Origin of the sequence: Streptomyces scopuliridis RB72 (assembly GCF_000718095.1) — a bacterium.
Lineage (GTDB): Bacteria > Actinomycetota > Actinomycetes > Streptomycetales > Streptomycetaceae > Streptomyces > Streptomyces scopuliridis.
In genome coordinates, this window is the sequence record NZ_JOEI01000003.1 from 206,132 (window position 1) to 226,183 (window position 20,052).

Here is a 20,052-nt window from a genome sequence, read left to right on the forward strand (position 1 = left end):
CCGGCTAGGCTGCCCCTCGTGAAGGTCCTTGTCATCGGCGGCGGCGCCCGCGAACACGCCCTGTGCCGCTCTCTCTCCCTCGACCCCGAGGTCACCGCTCTGCACTGCGCGCCCGGCAACGCCGGCATCGCCGAGGTGGCCGAGCTGCACCCGGTGGACGCGCTGGACGGTACGGCCGTGGCCCGCCTCGCCACCGAGCTGGAGGCCGGGCTCGTCGTCGTCGGGCCCGAGGCGCCGCTGGTGGCCGGGGTCGCCGACGCCGTACGGGGTGCGGGCATCCCGTGCTTCGGCCCGTCCCGGGAGGCGGCCGAGCTGGAGGGCTCCAAGGCCTTCGCCAAGGCTGTGATGGCGGCGGCGAACGTTCCGACGGCCCGTAGTTACGTCTGCACCACCCCCGAGCAGATCGACGAAGCGCTCGACGCCTTCGGCCCGCCGTACGTCGTCAAGGACGACGGACTGGCCGCCGGGAAGGGCGTCGTCGTGACCGCGGATCTCGCCGTGGCGCGCGAGCACGCGCTCGGCTGCGACCGTGTCGTCATCGAGGAGTTCCTCGACGGCCCCGAGGTCTCGCTCTTCGCCATCACCGACGGCGAGACGGTCCTTCCGCTCCAGCCCGCGCAGGACTTCAAGCGCGCCCTCGACAACGACGAGGGCCCCAACACGGGCGGCATGGGCGCGTACTCCCCGCTCCCGTGGGCCGACCCCAAGCTGGTGGACGAGGTCCTGGAGACCGTTCTCCAGCCGACGGTCAACGAACTGCGCCGCCGCGGTACGCCCTTCTCGGGGCTGCTGTACGCGGGCCTCGCGATCACCGGACGCGGCGTGCGGGTCATCGAGTTCAACGCCCGCTTCGGCGACCCCGAGACGCAGGTGGTCCTGGCCAGGCTCAAGACGCCGCTGGCCCGGGTCCTGCTGGCGGCGGCGGAGGGCGACCTCGCCGTGCTGCCCCCGCTGACCTGGCGCGACGACGCGGCGGTCACGGTGGTCGTCGCCTCGCACAACTACCCGGACACGCCGCGCACCGGCGACCCGATCGCGGGCCTCGCAGAGATCGCGGAACAGGATGCCCCCGACGCGTACGTCCTGCACGCCGGCACCCGGCGCGACGGTGACACGGTCGTGAGCGCCGGCGGTCGCGTGCTGTCGGTGACGGCGACGGGCAAGGACCTGACGCAGGCGCGGGAGCGCGCGTACACGGCGGTCCGCCGTATCCGTCTGGCGGGCTCCCAGCACCGTACGGACATCGCCCGCGAGGCCGCCGAGACCGCGGAGGCCGCGGAGGCCGCGGGAGCCTGATCCGACCCGGCCTGGCCGGATCTCTTGCGGGCGGGCGCCCGCTGTCCTCGGGACGGCGGGCGCCCGTTCGTCTTTCCCGCTCCTCCCGCTTCTTCCCGCTTCTCCGGCTCTCCCGCACCGCTCTCCGGCTCTCCCGCACCGCCCGAACGCACCCGTCAGCAGCTTTGCCCAAAGCCATTCCATCGAGTGACCGTTGGGCCATCCGGATGACGGGTCTCCAGGGTCCAACTAGGGTGCGGCGCAGGCGTTCCGGCACTTGGCCCCATCGGCATTGCGATGTCAGTGGCGGGTGCCACAGTGGGGGAGTGAGCAACGCAGGCCGCAGGGCAGAGGGGGTGATGTCCGACCATGTCCGGTTCCGGTATCGGTGAGGAGATGGGTGCTCAGGGCGCCCGTGTACGGGCTCTCGCCGTGCTGCGCATCCGCAGCAGGGCGCTGGCCGTGGCGCTGCTGCCCGCCGCCGTCGCCGTCGTACTGCTCGTCGGCGGGGCCACGGGGCGCCTCGGCGGCGGAGGCTGGGACATCGCGCGCTGGGCCGTGACGGGCTTCGCGCTCGTCGTGCTGCTGCTCGCGGGCGCCGTCGCCGCCGTGGTCGCCCGCGCCAGGCCCGCGCTGAGCCCGACCGTCCCGGTCACCGAGAAGGCCGCCCCCGATCTCTACCGGCTGGTGCGCGATCTCGCGGAGCGGCTCGACGTGCCCGCCCCCTCCGCCATAGCGCTGACCCCGGACTGCGACAGCTGGCTGGAGGACCGTACGCATCCGGCGCACGCCGAGGCGCTCTCGGGTACGCGCCCGGACGCATATGCGCATCCGCGCGCGCTGTCCGGCTTCGGCGGCGGCCGTCGGCGCGCCGCCCGGCGGATCCCGGCCGCCCCCGTCCTCGTGATCGGTTCGCCCTTCCTGTGGTGGATGCGGGTCGCGGAGCTGCGCGCCGTGCTCGCCCCCGTCGTGGCGGGTACGGGGCCCTCGGCGCATCCGGACATAGCCGCGGCCCGCCGGTTCGTCCGGGGGCTGGACGCGGCGGTGGCCGTCGCGTCCCGGCCGGGCCTGGGGCCGATACGACGCATGGCGCTGGGCTTTGTCGGCCGGGTCGCCAAGCTGCTGCTGCGCGGCTGCGGTGAGCATGCCGCGCTGATGGAGCGTGGCGTCGCGGCGGCCGCGTCCGAGCGCGCGCAGGCGGTGGACTACGGTCTGCGGATCGTAGCCCAGGAGCAGGTGGGCCTCGCGTACGCGGGCTGGGACCGGCTGCTGACCAGGGTCGCGCTGCCCGCGTGGCGCATGGGCCGCTGGCCCTCCCGGCTGGACGCCGGCGTGGTGTCAGCGCTCACCGAGCTGTCCCGCCGCGACCGCCTCGCCGAGGGTTTCGCCTCCCGGCTCGGCGAGCGTCCCGCCTGCGATCTGCTCGAAGAACCGGGCGTGGTCGACGAGGCGGCCTCCCTGCTGGCCGCCCGCCTCTTCCACGGCGGTCCGGCCGAGGCGGGCCCGGACTGGTCCCCGGTGGACTGGCAGCAGTATCCGGAAGAGGTGGTCGACCGTAAGTGGCGTACGGAAGCGGCCAGGCTGCACCGTGTCCTCGACACCATGGGGGTACGGCGCTCCGCCGACCCCGCGGGCTCCGCCCTGAGCCCTGGCCCGACCCTGGAAAGGGTCATCGACCACCTCTCCCGGCACGATGCCGGTACGGGCGGTCCTACCGGAACCGGCGGTCCTACCGGAACGGGTGGCCCTACCGGAACGGGTGGCCCCACCGGAACGTGCGGCCCCACCGGGATCAACGGACTCACTGGCTCCAATAACTCCACCACGGCCGACGAGGCGAGTGGAACCGTCGGGCCCGGCCACCCCGCCGGAACCCCCGAAACCCCCGGCGCCCCCGGAAGCCACGGGCCTGCCGGAACCCCCGGCGCCCCCGGCGCCCCCGGAACCCCCGGTGCCCCCGGAACCCCCGGCGCCCCCGGAAGCCACGGGCCTGCCGGAACACCCGGACCCCCCGGAACCGCCAGGACCGGCGAGGTCAGTGAGGCCGGCGACGCCCTGGCCGCCGGCATCAGTGCGGAGCTCGCCCGCGAAGAGGCAGCCGCCGCCCCGGCCGCCCCGGCCGAGGCCGCGAGCGACGCGCTCGCGCTCTGGGGCACCGACCCGCTGCCCCTCTTCCCGCTCCAGCCGCCCCGCAGCGGCCGTGAACTGCTCGCCGACCATGTCACGGCGATGGTCTGCTGCTCCGCCGTCGATACGGCGGGCGCCGTGCCCGGCCTCGACTGGCTCGACGGCCCGGCCCTCCTGATCGACGGCGAGCGCCGCGCGGATCTGGGCGGGCGCGTCCTCAGCCTGGTCGAGGGCGGCGACGCCGAGCCGCTCCGTTCGTGGCTGACGTCGCTCGGCGTACGGGCCGAGAAGCCCGTGCGCCTCGTGTGAGCCCCACCACACACCCCCACGCGCCACCCGGCACCACCCGCCAAAGCCCGGCGCCGCCCGCCAAAGCCCGGCGCCGCCCCCGTACCTGCCTCTTACCACCTCATCGACCGCGATCGCGGACCATCCCTTATCACACCGTGAATCACCATTGTCGCGTTCCGTTAAGGTTAATTCGCAACGAACGGTGACGGAGTGCGTGCGTAATGTGATGTGCTGGGGGTCGCCGCTTACACCCGACCGCTTCACCGGCCGGATAAACGGTCGTATCACCGGCGCGTCGGTGCTCGCGTCGGCGCATTTGTCAACGGTCGTGCCACCTGATGGCGCGGGGGCTCGGAGGAGGGGCGCACCATGGGGGCGGACCAGATCCGGCGGTGGGAATCGGGCGCGCTCGCCCACGCGGTCAGCGATCCCTTCGGCCAGGGCCCGCTGCCCTGGCTGCGCGGCAGCGAGAACTACTTCGACGACACCGGCCATGTCGTCCCCTGGTACGCCGATCCGAATCTGGGCAGCGGCAGCCAGGGCAACCACGCCGGTTACGGCCACCACGGCGGCAGCGCCGGCAGCGGTGGCACCCGTACCGCCGATGACGTACGGCGTCAGATCAAGGGCTTCGCGTCCACCGGCGCCGTCGCCCCCGGCGAAGCCATCGACTTCCATGTCACCGTCGACCCGCCCCAGCAGTTCTCGGTCGACATTTACCGGATCGGGCATTACGGCGGCGACGGCGCCCGCAAGATCATCACCAGTCCCCGGCTCTCCGGGATCGTTCAGCCGCCCCCGCTCGCCGCCGACCGGACCGTCTCCTGCCATCACTGGTGGCTCTCCTGGCGGCTCCAGATCCCGGAGTTCTGGGCGCTCGGCGCCTATGTCGCCGTCCTCACGACGGTCGACGGCTACCGCTCCCACATCCCCTTCACGGTCCGCGACAGCCACCCCGCCGACCTGCTTCTGCTCCTCCCCGACATCACCTGGCAGGCGTACAACCTCTACCCCGAGGACGGCCACACCGGCGCCAGCCTCTACCACGCCTGGGACGAGCAGGGCCGGCTCCTCGGCGAGCAGGACGCCGCCACGACCGTCTCCTTCGACCGTCCCTACGCGGGCGCGGGGCTGCCCCTCCATGTCGGCCACGCCTACGACTTCATCCGCTGGGCCGAGCGGTACGGCTACGACCTCGCGTACGCCGACACCCGCGATCTGCACGCGGGCCGCGTCGACCCCAGCCGCTACCGGGGCCTGGTCTTCCCCGGCCATGACGAGTACTGGTCCGTCCCCATGCGCCGGACCGTCGAGGCCGCGCGCGACGGCGGCACCTCACTGGTCTTCCTCTCCGCCAACACGATGTACTGGCAGGTGGAGTTGGGGCCCTCGGCCTCCGGCGTCCCGGACCGGCTGCTCACCTGCCGCAAGCGCCGCGGCCCGGGCCGGCCCGCGCTCTGGCGCGAGGTGGACAGGCCGGAGCAGCAGCTGCTCGGAATCCAGTACGCGGGCCGCGTCCCCGAGCCGCGCCCCCTGGTCGTACGGAACGCCGACCACTGGCTCTGGGAAGCCACCGGCGCGACGGAGGGCGACGAGATCGAGGGTCTCGTCGCGGGTGAGGCGGACCGTTACTTCCCGCGCACCGCACTCCCCGACCACCAGGACCGCATCCTGCTCGCGCACTCCCCGTACCGCGATCTCGACAACAGCCGGCGCCACCAGGAGACCTCGCTCTACCGCGCCCCGTCCGGCGCGCTCGTCTTCGCGTCGGGGACCTTCGCCTGGTCCCCGGCGCTGGACCGGCCCGGCCATGTGGACCCCCGTATCCAGCGCGCGACGGCCAACCTCCTGGACCGGATCTGCAAGCGGGACTGACGGGACTGACACGGGACTGACAGGGGACTGAACGGCGCGCGCGGCCCCGCGCCGACACTCCTGAACGGCGCGCGGCACCCCTGCGAGCTGGGACTTCCGGCATACGGGAGAATCGAGGCGATCTCTCAGATCGGACAGAACCACGGGGAGGAACCGTGTCCGGATTCGTAGAAAAGCCCGAGCCCGTAGAGGTGCCGGGTCTGGTGCATATCCACACCGGCAAGGTGCGGGATCTGTACCGGAACGAGGCGGGCGACCTCGTGATGGTCGCCAGTGACCGAATGTCCGCGTACGACTGGGTGCTGCCCACCGAAATCCCCGACAAGGGCCGGGTGCTCACCCAGCTCTCGCTCTGGTGGTTCGAGAAGCTCATCGATCTCGTGCCCAACCATGTGATCTCCACCGACCTCCCCTCGGGCGCGCCCGCCGACTGGGCCGGCCGCACCCTCATCTGCCGGTCGCTCCGGATGATCCCGGTGGAGTGCGTCGCCCGCGGCTATCTGACCGGCTCGGGTCTCGCGGAGTACAAGGAGTCCCGCACCGTCTGCGGGCTCGCGCTCCCCGAGGGCCTCATGGACGGCTCCGAGCTGCCCGCCCCGATCTTCACGCCCGCCACCAAGGCGGCCGTGGGCGACCACGACGAGAACGTCCCGTACGAGGAAGTGGCCCGCCAGGTCGGCGCGGAGACCGCGGCCCTGCTGCGCCGGACGACCCTCGACGTCTACGGCCGGGCCCGGGACATCGCCCACGACCGGGGGATCATCCTCGCCGACACCAAGTTCGAGTTCGGCTTCGACGGCGAGCGGCTGGTGATCGCCGATGAGGTGCTGACCCCCGACTCCTCGCGTTTCTGGCCGGCCGAAGCCTGGGAGCCGGGCCGCCCGCAGCCGTCGTACGACAAGCAGTACGTACGCGACTGGCTGACCTCCCCGGCGTCCGGCTGGGACCGCGCGAGCGAGCAGCCGCCGCCCCCGCTGCCGCAGGAGATCGTCGACGCGACCCGTGCGAAGTACCTGGAGGCGTACGAGCGCCTCACCGGCCTCAGCTGGCAGTAGGCCCGGCACGAGCAGCGGCCGGAACACGCGGCGGAAGCCGCCGGAACACCAAGAAGCCCCCCGACCGATCCGGCCGGGGGGCTTCTGTACGGAGCGGACGACCAGGTTCGAACTGGCGACCTCAACCTTGGCAAGGTTGCGCTCTACCAACTGAGCTACGTCCGCATGCGCCGTGGCGCGGAGCCAACTATACCCAACCTCGCTCGCGTGCGAGACGCACCGCCGTATGACGGTTCTCCGCCCCCAGTTTGGAGGCCGCCGACGACAGATAGTTCCGTACGGTCCCCTGCGACAGCGACGCCCGCTCCGCGACGTCCGCGATCGGCGCCCCGTCCGCCGCCAGCTCCAGGACCTCGGCCTCCCGCGCGGTCAGTGGCGAGTCCCCGGCCGAGATCGCGTCCGCCGCCAACTCGGGGTCGACGAAACGGTTCCCGGCGTGGACGGTACGGATGATCTCGGCGAGCTGCCGCGCGCTCACGGTCTTCGGTACGAAGCCGCGTACGCCCGCGGCCAGCGCCCGCTTCAGATGGCCTGGCCGGCCATGGCTGGTCACGATCATCGTGCGGCAGCCGGGCAGTTCGGTACGGAGCGATGTGGCGACTTTCACACCGTCCGCGCCCGGCATCTGGAGATCCAGTACGGCCACATCGGGCCGGTGGGCCCGTGCCATCGCCAGCGCTTCCGGCCCGGAGGCCGCCTCGGCGACCACGACCAGATCGTCTTCGAGCGCGAGCAGCGCGGCGAGCGCACCCCGGATCAGATGCTCGTCGTCGGCGAGCAGGACGCGAACAGGACTCATACCGCCACCTCCTCGCCGGTCTCGTCGGCCTCATCGGCCACAGGGCGGACGTCCCCGGTGGCCGTCCCCGGCAGCGGCACCCGCGCCGTCAGTACGAAGCGGCCGTCCGCCGTGCTCCCCGCGTCGAGGGTCCCGTCCAGCGCGGCCAGCCGCTCCCGCAGCCCCGCGAGCCCGGAGCCCTTCCCTGACAGTCCGGAGTGCTTCCCCGCCAGGCTGGAGTCCTTCCCGGCCAGCCCGGATCCGCGTCGCGCGAGCCCTGGGCCCTTCCCGATCCGTGCACCGGCACCGGCACCGGCACCGGCATCCGGCACCCCGTCGTTCTCCACGGTCAGCACCGCCTCCCGGCCGCCGGATCCGTCGCTCGGCCCGCCGCCCGGCCCGCCGTGCGACCCCTCGCCGGCCCCCGGCCCCCCGGTCTGCGACAGCCGTACCGTGCACCGCCGGGCGTCCCCGTGCCGCAGCACATTCGTCGTCGCCTCCCGTACCACCCACCCGAGAGCCGACTGAACCTCGGCGGACAGTCCGCCGACATCGCCCCCCTTGATCCGGCAGTCGATGCCCGCCGCCTTCAACACGCCCCGGGCTCCTTCCAGTTCGGTGTGCAGATCCGCTTCCCGGTAGCCGCGTACGACCTCCCGTACCTCCCGCTGCGACTCCTGCGCTATCCGCTGCACCTCGGTCATCTGGGCCGCCGCCCCCGGCCGGTCGCGCTCGGCCAGCTGGACCGCCAGCTCGCTCTTCAGCGCGATCACCGCGAGGTTGCGGCCCATGACATCGTGCAGATCGCGCCCGAAACGCAGCCGCTCCTCCGCGATCGCGAGCCGCGTATGCAGCTCGCGCGCCTCGTCCAGCTCCCAGACGACGCTGACCAGCCAGGCCGAGAAGACATAGGTGACGGCGAGAGCCGCGCCCGTGGCGGTGACTCCGGCCGCGTTCGCGGCGGCGTTGTTCCACTCCAGCCCGAGCAGCAGACTCATGGCCGCCGTACCGACCGCCGTACCGAGCACGGCGTACACCCTGTGCGCCGCCGTGCGCAGGCCCAGCGTGATCGCCGCCAGACCGAAGCCGGCGATCCCCATCAGCAGAAACGCGTAGTCCTGGTCCTGCGGAAGCGTGTCGGTGCTCCGCAGCGCGAGCAGGAGGATGATGCCTCCGCCCGTCAGCGCGGAAACGCCCAGAATCAGCCGTACGGGCTGCTCGCGCCGCCCAAGGCGCCAGTCCATGGCCGTGGACAGCAGTGCGCCGGACAGCGTGGCATGCGCCATGACCAGAAGGAACAGCCAGCCGCCGAGCTGATCTCCGCCCTCGTCGAGGAGCTGCGGAATGCCGATCGCGCCGACCTCGATGCCCGCGAGGGCATGGAATGTCCAGCGGGTGTAGAGCTCGACCTTGGCCATGTTGCTCCTGGCCGGCCCGCCCCTGCTGTGCCACCAGCCCGTCAGTCTGGACATCGCGCCCTTCCTCGGTGTCCTGGTGCCTGTGTCCGTGTCTCAGCGACGTGGCTCCCAGCGGAACCATCGCTGTACAGCAAACACTGAGAGGATGGTCCAAACCAAGGCGCTCAGCGCCGCGCCGAGCAGGTCGTTCCCTTCCGCCCCGCCGAGCCAGCCCGCGCGGATCAGCGTCATGGCCCCGGTCACCGGCAGCAGTTCGCACAGCGAGGCCACCCGGTCGGGCAGCGCCTCCAGCGGTACGAACAGCCCCGAGCCGACGACCGAGATCATGAACAGCGGCATGCTGGTGATCTGGGCGCTCTCGACGGTACGGGTGAACGCGGAGGTCACCGCCGCCAGCGCGCTGAGCAGCACCAGCCCGATCAGCAGCCCGCCGACCAGCACCACCGGCTGTCGCGGCGCGCGTACGTCGAGGAACGCGACCGCTGCGGCGATCATCACGGCGGACTGTACGAACGCCAGCCCGGCCGCCGGCAGCGCGGTGCCGACCAGGATCTCCCGGTCGGACGCCTCCATCGTGCGCAGCCGCTTGAGCACCAGTTCCTCGCGCCGCGCCGTGTACGCGGAGGTGAGACTGCCGTAGACGGCCATCACCAGCACCATGCCGATGCCGCCGGTCATCGACGCCTCGATGACGCTGAACCCGGTGTCGCCGAGGTCGATCCTGCCGAGCGATTCCCTGATCGCCACGATCATCCCCAGCGGCACGAACAGGGCGGTGAACAGCGCCGTCCTGTTCCGTACGAGCAGCGAGAACTCGGCCCGGCCGAGCGCCTTGAGGCGGTCCCCGGTCGTGGTCGTCCGTACGCCGGTCTCCCGGCTCCGCGGGCTCTCCGTCTCCCCCGTGCTCACCGTGCTCATCGCGCGTCCACCGTTTCCACTGCTTCCACCGTTTCCGCGCCCCGCGCCGCGATGTCGAGAAAGGCTTCTTCGAGGGAGGCGGACCGCGCGTCCAGCGCCCCCAGCTCCACGTTCGACTCCTCGGCCCACCGGAGGAGTTCGCTCAGATCCCGCTGGAGCCGCTGCGTACGGATCTCCACCGCCCTGCCGTCCGCGGCCGCCCGCAGGGACAGCGGGAGCCGTCCGGCGGGGACGTCCTCGGGCAGGACGAAGCGGATCCGGGCCGGCCGGGTGGCGGTCACCTCGGCCGGGGTGCCGGTGACATCGATCCGGCCCCGGTGCATGATCGCCAGCCGGTCGGCGAGGCTCTCGGCCTCCTCCAGATAGTGCGTGGTCAGCAGCACGGTGGTGCCGCCGTCCCGCAGCTCCCTGACCAATTCCCAGGTGTCGCGCCGGCCCTCGGCGTCCAGCCCGGTCGTCGGCTCGTCGAGGAAGAGCACCTCGGGCCGGCCGAGCAGCGCGAGCGCCAGATCCAGGCGCCGCTTCTCCCCGCCGGAGAGCTGTTTGACGCGTACGCCGGAGCGCTCGGTGAGCCCCACCAGATCCAGCGCCTCCTGGGTCGCCCGCGCCCCGCTGGTGCAGCCGGCGCACATCCGTACGGTCTCGGCGACCGTCAGATCGGACGGGAAGCCGCCCTCCTGGAGCATCACACCCATGCGGGGCCGGACGGACCTCCGCTCGGTGTACGGATCATGGCCCAGCACCCGGACCGTGCCGCCGCTGGGCCGGGCGAGGCCCTCCAGCAGCTCGACGGTGGAGGTCTTGCCCGCGCCGTTCGTCCCCAGCAGCGCGAACAGCTCGCCGCGCGCCACGGAGAAGGAGACACCGTCCACCGCCGTGAAGCCGCCGGCGTACGCCCGTCTCAGCTCTTCCACCTCGATTACCGCGTCGTTCATCATGTCTTCGAGGTTTCCGCCCGGCGGGTGCGGTCGGCAGTGCGCGGTGTCATCGCGGCGGATGACATTTGTCATCGGCCGCGATGGGGGATGCACCGGAAGATACCCGGGGGATACGCCGGGATACGCCGCGATACCCCGGCAAATACGAAGAAGGCCCCGGTCGAAGTGACCGGGGCCTTCATCTCTGAGCGGACGACCAGGTTCGAACTGGCGACCTCAACCTTGGCAAGGTTGCGCTCTACCAACTGAGCTACGTCCGCAGTGCGTCGGAAGACCGGCGCGAACACCACTCTACCTGATCCAGATGAAGCACTGAACCATCAGGCCGGAGGCCCGGAGAGCGATGCAGAGCGGGTGACAGGAATTGCACACTGCGCCTCCCCCTTGGAAAGGGGGCGTTCTACTACTGAACTACACCCGCACGCTGCTTGGGGTTTGGCCTTTCGGCCTTGCCCCTCGGCGTGGTCCAAACTCTAGCCGATCAATGGGGGTGCTGTGCAACTCCGTGCGCCGAGGGGCGCGCTGTCCGCGGGACCGGGCCGCGCCGGGCCCGCGGAGCCGGGCGCAGCGGGCTCAACTCGCCTCGCGGAACGCCTCGTACACCCGCTTGGGGATCCGGCCCCGGGCCGGCACCTCCATCTTGTGGGACTGCGCCCAGGCGCGGACCGCCGCCGGGTCGGGCGCGAGGGCGGTGTGCCGGTAGGTGGTGCGAGACTTGCCGTGCTTGCTGGCGTTTGTCTGCTTTCGGCCTGCGGCCATGAACGGTGCCAGGGCCTTGCGTAGTTTCTTTGCATTGGCGGGATTGAGGTCGATCTCGTACGACTTCCCGTCCAGGCCGAACGTGACCGTTTCCGCCGCTTCTCCTCCGTCGATGTCGTCGGAGAGCGTGACCACTACGCGCTGCGCCACGGATATCGGTCCTTTCCTGCGGTACCGCCCGCGCCCGTCACCTGCGGGAAACGCGGCTGACGTGCGGCGATACCGGCCTTCCGGCTGTTATGGGGCAATGCTGCTTTCTTCTGTATTCCTTTGTACAGCGGCAGGTGTCGCATTGTGAAGCCCAGCCAATTACATCAGCGTGTCCCGCGGCAATGGTGGATGCGACTTTTTCCCTGGATTTTTCCCGGTGTCGCCGGGGCCGATATCGCGACGTGATCTGCGAACCAGCATATCTACCCGCGTAGATTTTCGGGCCGGGTACGCTGGCAGAGCTCGGGGGGTCTGGGGGATTCCCCGGAGAAGACAGCAGCGAGAACCAGCCGCACCACACCACCGGGAGTGCCAGTGGCACGCGTCGTAGTCGACGTCATGCTCAAGCCGGAGATCCTCGACCCGCAGGGCCAGGCGGTGCAGCGCGCACTGCCCCGGCTGGGTTTCGAGGGGATCGCCGACGTCCGCCAGGGAAAGCGTTTCGAGCTTGAGGTGGCAGGGCCGGTCGACGACGCCGCCCTCGCCCGTATCCATGAGATGGCCGAGACGTTCCTCGCCAACACCGTCATCGAGGACTTCATCGTGAAGGTCGAGTCCGAGAAGGCCGAGAAGGCCGAGGAGTCGAAGTGACGTCCCGTATCGGAGTCGTCACCTTCCCCGGCACCCTCGACGACCGGGACAGCCTGCGCGCCGTCCGGATCGCCGGGGCCGAGCCCGTCTCCCTCTGGCACCGCGACAAGGACCTCAAGCAGGTCGACGCCGTCGTGCTGGCCGGCGGCTTCAGTTACGGCGACTATCTGCGGGCCGGCGCCATCTCCCGGTTCTCCCCGGTGATGGAGACGGTCATCGAGCAGGCGAAGGCCGGTCTGCCGGTCCTCGGTATCTGCAACGGCTTCCAGATCCTCACCGAGTCCCATCTGCTGCCCGGCGCGATGCTCAGGAACAACCACCTGCACTTCATCTGCCGCGACCAGAAGCTGCGGGTGGAGACCACGGACACCGCCTGGACCGCCGATTACGAGGCCGGTCAGGAGATCTCCGTACCCCTCAAGAACATCGACGGCCGGTACGTCGCCGACGAGCGCACGCTCGACGAGCTGGAGGCCGAGGGCAGGGTCGCCTTCCGCTATCTGGACGGCAACCCGAACGGTTCGCTGCGCGACATCGCCGGTGTCACCAACGCGGCGGGCAATGTCGTCGGCCTGATGCCGCACCCCGAGCACGCTGTGGAGCCGCTGATCGGTACGGGCCGTACCGACGGCCTGGGATTCTTCACCTCGATCCTGAAGAAGCTGGTAAGCGCCTGATGACCCTCAAGACCCTCGACACGGTCAAGCACGCGAGCGGCACGCCCGAGGCCGAGCAGCCCTGGAAGGAGCTCGGCCTCAAGGAGGACGAGTACGCCCGGATCCGCGAGATCCTGGAGCGCCGTCCCACCGGCGCCGAGCTGGCCATGTACTCCGTCATGTGGTCCGAGCACTGCTCGTACAAGAGCAGCAAGGTGCACCTCAAGCAGTTCGGCGAGAAGGCCCCGGCCAACGACGCCATGCTCGTCGGCATCGGCGAGAACGCGGGTGTCGTGGACGTCGGCCAGGGGTACGCGGTCACGTTCAAGGTCGAGTCCCACAACCACCCGTCGTACATCGAGCCCTACCAGGGCGCGGCCACCGGCGTCGGCGGCATCGTGCGCGACATCCTCGCCATGGGCGCCCGCCCCGTCGCCGTCGTGGACCCGCTCCGCTTCGGCGCCGCCGACCACCCCGACACCAAGCGCGTCCTGCCGGGCGTCGTCGCGGGCATCGGCGGCTACGGCAACTGCCTGGGCCTGCCGAACATCGGCGGCGAGGTCGTCTTCGACGCCTGCTACCAGGGCAACCCGCTGGTCAACGCCGGCTGTATCGGTGTGATGCGGCACGAGGACATCCACCTCGCCAAGGCCTCGGGCCCCGGCAACAAGGTGATCCTGTACGGCGCCCGCACCGGCGGCGACGGTATCGGCGGTGTGTCGGTGCTGGCGAGCGAGACCTTTGAATCGACGGGTCCGGCCAAGCGGCCCGCCGTCCAGGTCGGCGACCCCTTCCAGGAGAAGCTCCTCATCGAGTGCACCCTGGAGATCTTCCGCGAGAAGCTCGTCGCCGGTATCCAGGACCTCGGCGGCGCCGGGCTCTCCTGCGCCACCAGCGAGCTGGCGTCCGCCGGTTCGGGCGGGATGCGGGTCGAGCTGGACACCGTACCGCTGCGTGACGCGACCCTCTCGCCCGAGGAGATCCTCATGAGCGAGTCGCAGGAGCGCATGTGCGCGGTGGTCGAGCCCGACAAGGTCGACCGCTTCATGGAGATCTGCGAGAAGTGGGATGTCATCGCCACCGTCATCGGTGAGGTGACCGAGGGCGAGCGCCTGGAGATCTTCTGGCACGGCGAGCAGATCGTCGACGTACCGCCGCGCTCGGTGGCCCACGACGGCCCGGTCTATCACCGGCCGTACGCGCGCCCCGACTGGCAGGACGCCCTCCAGGCGGACGACGCCAACAAGCTGGCACGCCCGGCGAACTCCGCCGAGCTGAGGGAGCAGGTCCTGCGGCTGATCGCGTCGCCGAACCAGGCGTCCAAGGCGTGGATCACCGACCAGTACGACCGGTTCGTGCAGGGCAACACCGTCCTCGCGCAGCCGGAGGACGCCGGAATGGTCCGGATCGACGAGGAGTCGAACCTCGGCGTGGCCATGGCGACCGACGGCAACGGCCGGTACGCGAAGCTCGACCCGTACGCGGGCGCGCAGCTCGCGCTGGCCGAGGCGTACCGCAATGTCGCCGCCTCCGGCGCCAAGCCGCTCGCGATCTCCGACTGTCTGAACTTCGGCTCGCCCGAGGACCCGGCGGTCATGTGGCAGTTCGCCGAGGCCACGCGCGGTCTGGCGGACGGCTGCCTCCAGCTGGGCACCCCGGTCACGGGCGGCAATGTCTCGCTCTACAACCAGACCGGTGAGACGGCCATCCACCCGACGCCGGTCGTCGCGGTGCTCGGTGTGATCGACGACGTCAACCGCCGTACGCCGATCGCCTTCAAGGAAGAGGGCCAGCTCCTCTATCTGCTGGGTGAGACGCGCGAGGAGTTCGGCGGCTCGGCCTGGTCGCAGGTCGTCCACGACCACCTCGGCGGGCTGCCGCCGGCCGTGGACCTGGACCGGGAGAAGCTGCTCGGCGAGATCCTGATCTCGGCGTCCCGTGACGGCATGGTCGACGCGGCGCACGATCTGAGCGACGGCGGTCTGATCCAGGCGGTCACCGAGTCCTGCCTGCGCGGCGGGAACGGCGCCCGGCTGGTGGTGCCGGACGGTCTGGACGCGTTCACGTTCCTGCTCAGCGAGTCCGCGGGGCGCGCGGTCGTCTCCGTACCGCGCAGCGAGGAGCTCCGCTTCACCGACATGTGCGGTGCGCGCGGGCTGCCCGTGACCCGGATCGGGGTCGTGGACGGCGACGCGATCGAGATCCAGGGCGAGTTCAGCGTCACGCTGGCCGAGCTGAAGGACGCCCACGAGGGCACGATCCCCGCGCTGCTGGCCTGAGGTCCGTACCCGACTGAACGCGACGAGCCCCCGCCCGGTCTCCACCGGGCGGGGGCTCCGTCGTGAGCGCGACCGGCCCTAAGGGTGTCCCGTCCGCTCTCCGCGCATTTCCGCGCGGAAATGTCCAGGGACCGCACAGGTCGTTGATCTTTCCGCTATTCCGGAGGCCCGGCGAAATAAGGTCAGGACGGAATTCGCCAGGAAGGGGCGGCGGCGGGACCACGCGCCGGCGCGATCACTTCGCGCCGGTCATGGGGGGAGATCCGTACGGACCCGGGCGGCGGGCCTGGGGCCGCGCATATGCTCGCGCCATGCCACCGGCCAAGAAGCGTCTGCGCAGCTACGACTCCGCCAAGATCCGGACCGCTGTCCTGACCCAGTTCGGGACCGTACGCGAGGCAGTCGCCCGGCTCACCCCCGAGCAGCTCGCCCTGCCCACCGCGCTCGGCGACTGGACCGTCCGCGAGCTGGCCGCGCATCTGAGCATGGCCGTCGAGTCCGTGAACCGCTATCTCGAAGAGCCCGAATACCCCGGACCGCCGCCCGGCCCCGTGGTCGTCCTGCCCGAGTGGCCGTTCACGACCGCCGCCCACGCCCCGGCCATCTCCGAGGACATTCGCGCGCTCGCCGCGTCCGCCACCCCCGACGAGCTGTTCGAGCGGGCCGGGACGCGGATCGCCGCGCTGCTGCCCGGCGCCACGGGCGACCGGCTGCTGGCGACCCGGATAGGCGCCATACGCCTCGGGGACTATCTGGTCACCCGGACCGTCGAGCTGATCGTCCACACCGACGACCTGAACCGGGCGGCCGGGCTGAGCATCCCGTACGAGCGGCAGGCGCTCGCCGCCTGTACGCGGCTGCTCGCCGACGCCCTCGCCGTGAAGGCGCCCGGGGCCTCGACCGAGGTGCGGATCCCGCCGTACGCCGTGGTGCAGTGCGTGGAGGGTCCCCGGCACACCCGCGGGACGCCGCCGAACGTCGTGGAGACCGATCCGCTGACCTGGGTCAGGCTCGCCACCGGACGTACGACCTGGCGCGAGGCGCTCGACGCGGCGCAGGTCAGCGCCAGTGGCGAGCGCGCGGATCTGGCCGGGCTGCTCCCGCTCATGGGGTGACGGAACCCCCGCCACCCGGGCGACACCGGAAGAACCACGGAACCGGAGCCCCGCCCGTCCCGTCCCACGGGTATGCCGAAGCAGCGGATCACCTCACTCACTACTGTCACAGCCGTCACTACCGTCGCTCTGCTCACACTGGCGGCCTGCGGTACGGAGTCCGGCAAGGGCTCGGGATCGGGCGCCGGCGCGGGCTCCGGCGGAGAGGTACGGACCGAGACCGCCCTCACCGATGTGCGCTGGAACGTCGACAGCGTGACCGTCGGCGGCCGGAAGACCGCCGCCCCCGCCGGCGCCAGCGTGGAGATCGACTCCCGGGGCCGGGCCAGCGCGAAGACGGGCTGCAACTCCATCGGCGCGGACGTCACCGTCGAGGGCGACACGGTCACCGTGGGCAAGAAGCAGTCCACGCTGATCGGCTGTCCCAAAGAGCTGGAGACCTTCGAGAAGGCGCTCGACGGCGCGTTCTCCGGCACGCTCAAGGCCACCGTCCAGGACAAACGGCTCACGCTCACCACCGCCGACGGTGACGCGATCGCCCTGACCTCGGAGCCCCCCGCGCCCCTCGTGGGCACGGAGTGGACCGTCGACGCGCTGGCCCAGGGCGCCACCGCGACCTCCCTGCCCAAGGGGACGGACGGCAAGGCGCGTTTCACGTTCCGTGAGGACGGCAAGGAGCTGTCCATGGAGGGCAGCCTCGGCTGCAACTCCTTCAGCGCGCCCGTGAAGCTCTCCGAGTCCGCGTCCGGTGCCCCGGCCACCCTCACGATCGGCCGGGTCAGCTCCACCCGCAAGCTCTGCCCGGGGCCCGAAATGACCCTGGAACGCCAGGTACAGAAGGTGCTGGAGGGCAAGGTCGCCTATGAGCTGCGTCACCGCGGGCTGACCCTCACGTCCGCCGGCGGCCAGGGACTGAGCGCCATCGCGCCTGCTCCCGGGAAGTAGTCCGGGGGCGGCCGGGGGGCCGGTCCGTATCCCCAATTCGGACCAGTGGTCGATCTCGCCTACACTCGGTGGCGTGCCTCGTGGTGATGGACGACTCAACCACGACCTGCTCCCCGGAGAGAAAGGCCCCCAGGACGCTTGTGGCGTCTTCGGAGTCTGGGCCCCGGGCGAAGAGGTCGCCAAGCTCACCTATTTCGGACTGTATGCCCTGCAGCACCGTGGACAGGAGTCCGCGGGCATCGCAGTGAGCAATGGGTCCCAGATCCTGGTTTTCAAGGACATGGGCCTGGTCTCACAGGTCTTCGACGAAACCTCACTCAGCTCACTCCTCGGGCATATCGCGGTGGGCCATGCCCGCTACTCCACCACCGGAGCCTCGGTGTGGGAGAACGCGCAGCCGACCTTCCGGGCCACGGGCCATGGCTCCATCGCGCTCGGCCACAACGGCAATCTGGTCAATACCGCCGAGCTCGCCGAGATGGTCGCCGATCTGCCCAAGGAGAACGGCCGGACGACCCGCGTCGCCGCCACCAATGACACCGACCTGGTCACGGCGCTGCTCGCCAGCCAGGTCGACGAGGACGGCAAGCCCCTCACGGTCGAGGACGCCGCCGCCAAGGTGCTGCCCGACGTCAAGGGCGCCTTCTCGTTCGTCTTCATGGACGAGCACACGCTCTACGCCGCCCGCGACCCCCAGGGCATCCGCCCGCTGGTCCTCGGCCGGCTCGAACGCGGCTGGGTCGTCGCCTCCGAGGGCGCCGCTCTCGACATCTGTGGTGCCTCGTACGTCCGGGAGATCGAGCCCGGCGAGCTGATCGCCATCGATGAGAACGGTCTCCGTTCGCAGCGATTCGCGGAAGCGAAGCCCAAGGGCTGTGTCTTCGAGTATGTCTATCTGGCTCGTCCGGATACGGACATCGCCGGGCGGAACGTCTATCTGTCCCGGGTCGAAATGGGGCGGAAACTCGCCAAGGAAGCTCCGGTCGAGGCGGATCTGGTCATAGCGACCCCGGAGTCCGGCACCCCGGCCGCGATCGGCTACGCGGAGGCCAGCGGCATCCCGTACGGCTCGGGCCTCGTCAAGAACGCCTATGTCGGCCGGACCTTCATCCAGCCGTCCCAGACCATCCGCCAGCTGGGCATCCGCCTCAAGCTGAACCCGCTGAAGGAAGTCATCCGCGGCAAGCGCCTGGTCGTCGTCGACGACTCGATCGTCCGCGGCAACACCCAGCGCGCCCTGGTCAAGATGCTCCGCGAGGCGGGCGCCGCCGAGGTCCACATCCGGATCTCGTCGCCGCCGGTGAAGTGGCCGTGCTTCTTCGGGATAGATTTCGCCACCCGCGCCGAGCTGATCGCCAACGGCATGACGGTCGAGGAGATCGGCGTCTCCATGGGGGCTGACTCCCTCGCGTACATCTCCCTCGACGGGATGATCGAGGCGACGACCATCGCCAAGCCGAATCTCTGCCGTGCCTGCTTCGACGGCGAGTACCCGATGGATCTTCCCGACCCCGAGCTGCTCGGCAAGCAGCTGCTGGAGACCGAGCTGGCGGCGGGCCCGGCCAATACCGCCGCCACGGACGCGCTCCGCCGCCCGTAGCAGCCCGCGTCCCTCCCCGCCCGTGACCGTGCGTCCCTCCGACGACCGCAAGACGACAGGAAAGTATCCAGCCATGTCCGAAACGACTACTGGTGCCAGCTATGCCGCCGCGGGCGTCGACATCGAAGCCGGTGACCGCGCGGTCGAGCTGATGAAGGAGTGGGTCAGGAAGACCCGACGCCCCGAGGTCCTCGGCGGCCTCGGCGGCTTCGCCGGCCTCTTCGACGCCTCCGCCCTCAAGCGCTACGAGCGCCCGCTGCTCGCCTCCGCCACCGACGGCGTCGGTACGAAGGTCGACCTCGCCCGCAAGATGGGCGTGTACGACACGATCGGTCACGATCTGGTCGGCATGGTCGTCGACGACCTGGTGGTCTGCGGCGCCGAGCCCCTCTTCATGACCGACTACATCTGTGTCGGCAAGGTCCACCCCGAGCGGGTCGCCGCCATCGTCAAGGGCATCGCCGAGGGCTGTGTGCTGGCCGGCTGCGCCCTGGTCGGCGGCGAGACCGCCGAGCACCCCGGACTGCTCGGCGAGGACGACTTCGATGTCGCCGGCGCCGGTACGGGCGTGGTCGAGGCGGATCGGCTGCTGGGCGCGGATCGTATCCGTACGGGTGACGCGGTGATCGCCATGGCGTCCTCCGGTCTTCACTCCAACGGGTACTCGCTGGTCCGGCACGTGGTCTTCGACCGGGCCGGCTGGTCGCTGGAGCGCGAGGTCGCGGAGTTCGGCCGCACCCTGGGCGAGGAGCTGCTCGAACCCACCAAGATCTACTCGCTGGACTGCCTGGCGCTCGCCAGGACCACCGAGGTGCACGCGTTCAGCCACATCACCGGCGGCGGTCTGGCGGCCAATCTGGCCCGGGTGATCCCGGACGGACTGCACGCCACGGTGGACCGCTCGACCTGGACGCCCGGCGCGGTCTTCGACGTCGTCGGCACGGCGGGCCGGGTGGAGCGCCTGGAGCTGGAGAAGACGCTGAACATGGGCGTGGGCATGATGGCTGTCGTCCCGGCGGAGTCGGCCGACGCCGCGCTCACCACGCTCGCCGACCGGGGGGTGGACGCCTGGATCGCCGGAGAGATCACCGACCGGGCCGGCCACACCACCGGCGCCACGCTGACCGGCGACTACGCGGGCTGAGTGCCGGGAGATCCGTCCAGGGGCCGCCCCGGCACCGCCGGGGACCCCACGGACAGGGGAGAAGCGGACAGCACAGAA

The 20,052-nt window shown here is 70.9% G+C and carries 16 protein-coding genes and 3 tRNA genes; 11 read left to right on the forward strand and 8 right to left on the reverse strand.

The window, feature by feature from the left end; translation table 11 throughout:
- Positions 1-18 precede the first annotated feature (18 nt).
- The 4 genes from purD to IF11_RS0104155 all read left to right on the forward strand — a co-directional run bounded on the left by purD (position 19) and on the right by IF11_RS0104155 (position 6,623).
- Entirely contained in the window at positions 19-1,296 is a 1,278-nt protein-coding gene (gene purD / locus IF11_RS0104140) for a phosphoribosylamine--glycine ligase (RefSeq protein ID WP_030350020.1), read from the forward strand.
- Between the two features lie 348 nt (positions 1,297-1,644).
- On the forward strand, positions 1,645-3,711 hold the full coding sequence (locus tag IF11_RS41210; RefSeq protein WP_030350021.1) for a collagen-like protein: 2,067 nt from the start codon (positions 1,645-1,647) through the stop codon (positions 3,709-3,711).
- 351 nt (positions 3,712-4,062) lie between these two features.
- Positions 4,063-5,568 carry a N,N-dimethylformamidase beta subunit family domain-containing protein gene (locus tag IF11_RS0104150; protein WP_030350022.1) on the forward strand — a complete coding sequence of 502 codons (1,506 nt, stop codon included), beginning with the start codon at positions 4,063-4,065 and terminating at the stop codon, positions 5,566-5,568.
- A 155-nt stretch (positions 5,569-5,723) separates the two neighbouring features.
- Positions 5,724-6,623, forward strand: coding sequence for a phosphoribosylaminoimidazolesuccinocarboxamide synthase (locus IF11_RS0104155; RefSeq protein WP_030350023.1), 900 nt, complete (start codon positions 5,724-5,726; stop codon positions 6,621-6,623).
- 92 nt (positions 6,624-6,715) lie between these two features.
- On the opposite strand, the gene IF11_RS0104160 is transcribed toward IF11_RS0104155, so the two are convergent.
- The 8 genes from IF11_RS0104160 to IF11_RS0104195 all read right to left on the reverse strand — a co-directional run bounded on the left by IF11_RS0104160 (position 6,716) and on the right by IF11_RS0104195 (position 11,584).
- Positions 6,716-6,788, reverse strand: a tRNA-Gly gene (locus IF11_RS0104160).
- Between the two features lie 22 nt (positions 6,789-6,810).
- Positions 6,811-7,422, reverse strand: coding sequence for a response regulator transcription factor (locus IF11_RS0104165; protein ID WP_030350024.1), 612 nt, complete (start codon positions 7,420-7,422; stop codon positions 6,811-6,813).
- A complete protein-coding gene (locus IF11_RS0104170; RefSeq protein ID WP_063759120.1) occupies positions 7,419-8,873 on the reverse strand; it encodes a sensor histidine kinase in 1,455 nt (484 codons plus the stop codon). Before IF11_RS0104170 ends, IF11_RS0104165 begins: the two co-directional genes overlap by 4 nt.
- Before the next feature lie 39 nt (positions 8,874-8,912).
- Positions 8,913-9,737, reverse strand: coding sequence for an ABC transporter permease (locus IF11_RS0104175; RefSeq protein WP_030350026.1), 825 nt, complete (start codon positions 9,735-9,737; stop codon positions 8,913-8,915).
- Positions 9,734-10,675, reverse strand: a complete 942-nt coding sequence (locus IF11_RS0104180) for an ABC transporter ATP-binding protein (RefSeq protein WP_030350027.1) — start codon at positions 10,673-10,675, stop codon at positions 9,734-9,736. Before IF11_RS0104180 ends, IF11_RS0104175 begins: the two co-directional genes overlap by 4 nt.
- A 187-nt stretch (positions 10,676-10,862) precedes the next feature.
- A tRNA-Gly gene (locus tag IF11_RS0104185) sits at positions 10,863-10,935 on the reverse strand.
- 89 nt (positions 10,936-11,024) lie between these two features.
- Positions 11,025-11,096: transfer RNA gene (locus IF11_RS0104190), tRNA-Gly, on the reverse strand.
- 152 nt (positions 11,097-11,248) lie between these two features.
- Positions 11,249-11,584 carry a histone-like nucleoid-structuring protein Lsr2 gene (locus IF11_RS0104195; protein ID WP_030350028.1) on the reverse strand — a complete coding sequence of 112 codons (336 nt, stop codon included), beginning with the start codon at positions 11,582-11,584 and terminating at the stop codon, positions 11,249-11,251.
- Between the two features lie 375 nt (positions 11,585-11,959).
- Here IF11_RS0104195 and purS point away from each other — a divergent pair, with 375 nt between their 5' ends.
- The 7 genes from purS to purM all read left to right on the forward strand — a co-directional run bounded on the left by purS (position 11,960) and on the right by purM (position 19,974).
- On the forward strand, positions 11,960-12,235 hold the full coding sequence (gene purS / locus IF11_RS0104200; protein ID WP_030350029.1) for a phosphoribosylformylglycinamidine synthase subunit PurS: 276 nt from the start codon (positions 11,960-11,962) through the stop codon (positions 12,233-12,235).
- Complete coding sequence (purQ, locus tag IF11_RS0104205) at positions 12,232-12,912, forward strand: phosphoribosylformylglycinamidine synthase subunit PurQ (RefSeq protein ID WP_030350030.1); 681 nt, start codon at positions 12,232-12,234, stop codon at positions 12,910-12,912. The genes purS and purQ overlap by 4 nt, the downstream gene beginning before the upstream one ends.
- Positions 12,912-15,170: a phosphoribosylformylglycinamidine synthase subunit PurL gene (gene purL, locus IF11_RS0104210; protein WP_030350031.1), complete on the forward strand. Its 2,259-nt coding sequence runs from the start codon at positions 12,912-12,914 to the stop codon at positions 15,168-15,170. Before purQ ends, purL begins: the two co-directional genes overlap by 1 nt.
- Positions 15,171-15,481: 311 nt before the next feature.
- Positions 15,482-16,285 carry a maleylpyruvate isomerase family mycothiol-dependent enzyme gene (locus tag IF11_RS0104215; protein ID WP_030350032.1) on the forward strand — a complete coding sequence of 268 codons (804 nt, stop codon included), beginning with the start codon at positions 15,482-15,484 and terminating at the stop codon, positions 16,283-16,285.
- A gap of 72 nt (positions 16,286-16,357) precedes the next feature.
- Entirely contained in the window at positions 16,358-17,230 is an 873-nt protein-coding gene (locus tag IF11_RS0104220) for an META domain-containing protein (protein WP_030350033.1), read from the forward strand.
- Between the two features lie 73 nt (positions 17,231-17,303).
- Entirely contained in the window at positions 17,304-18,830 is a 1,527-nt protein-coding gene (gene purF / locus IF11_RS0104225) for an amidophosphoribosyltransferase (protein ID WP_030350034.1), read from the forward strand.
- 73 nt (positions 18,831-18,903) lie between these two features.
- Positions 18,904-19,974: a phosphoribosylformylglycinamidine cyclo-ligase gene (purM, locus tag IF11_RS0104230; RefSeq protein ID WP_030350035.1), complete on the forward strand. Its 1,071-nt coding sequence runs from the start codon at positions 18,904-18,906 to the stop codon at positions 19,972-19,974.
- Positions 19,975-20,052: the final 78 nt, after the last annotated feature.

Excerpts from the sequence above, each read along its gene's own strand:
- IF11_RS41210 (WP_030350021.1), top strand. The coding sequence starts at position 1,645 with ATGTCCGGTTCCGGTATCGGTGAGGAGATGGGTGCTCAGGGCGCCCGT.
- IF11_RS0104150 (WP_030350022.1), top strand. The coding sequence starts at position 4,063 with ATGGGGGCGGACCAGATCCGGCGGTGGGAATCGGGCGCGCTCGCCCAC.
- IF11_RS0104165 (WP_030350024.1), bottom strand. The coding sequence starts at position 7,422 with ATGAGTCCTGTTCGCGTCCTGCTCGCCGACGACGAGCATCTGATCCGG.
- IF11_RS0104170 (WP_063759120.1), bottom strand. The coding sequence starts at position 8,873 with ATGTCCAGACTGACGGGCTGGTGGCACAGCAGGGGCGGGCCGGCCAGG.
- IF11_RS0104175 (WP_030350026.1), bottom strand. The coding sequence starts at position 9,737 with ATGAGCACGGTGAGCACGGGGGAGACGGAGAGCCCGCGGAGCCGGGAG.
- IF11_RS0104180 (WP_030350027.1), bottom strand. The coding sequence starts at position 10,675 with ATGATGAACGACGCGGTAATCGAGGTGGAAGAGCTGAGACGGGCGTAC.
- purL (WP_030350031.1), top strand. The coding sequence starts at position 12,912 with ATGACCCTCAAGACCCTCGACACGGTCAAGCACGCGAGCGGCACGCCC.
- IF11_RS0104215 (WP_030350032.1), top strand. The coding sequence starts at position 15,482 with ATGCCACCGGCCAAGAAGCGTCTGCGCAGCTACGACTCCGCCAAGATC.
- IF11_RS0104220 (WP_030350033.1), top strand. The coding sequence starts at position 16,358 with ATGCCGAAGCAGCGGATCACCTCACTCACTACTGTCACAGCCGTCACT.
- purM (WP_030350035.1), top strand. The coding sequence starts at position 18,904 with ATGTCCGAAACGACTACTGGTGCCAGCTATGCCGCCGCGGGCGTCGAC.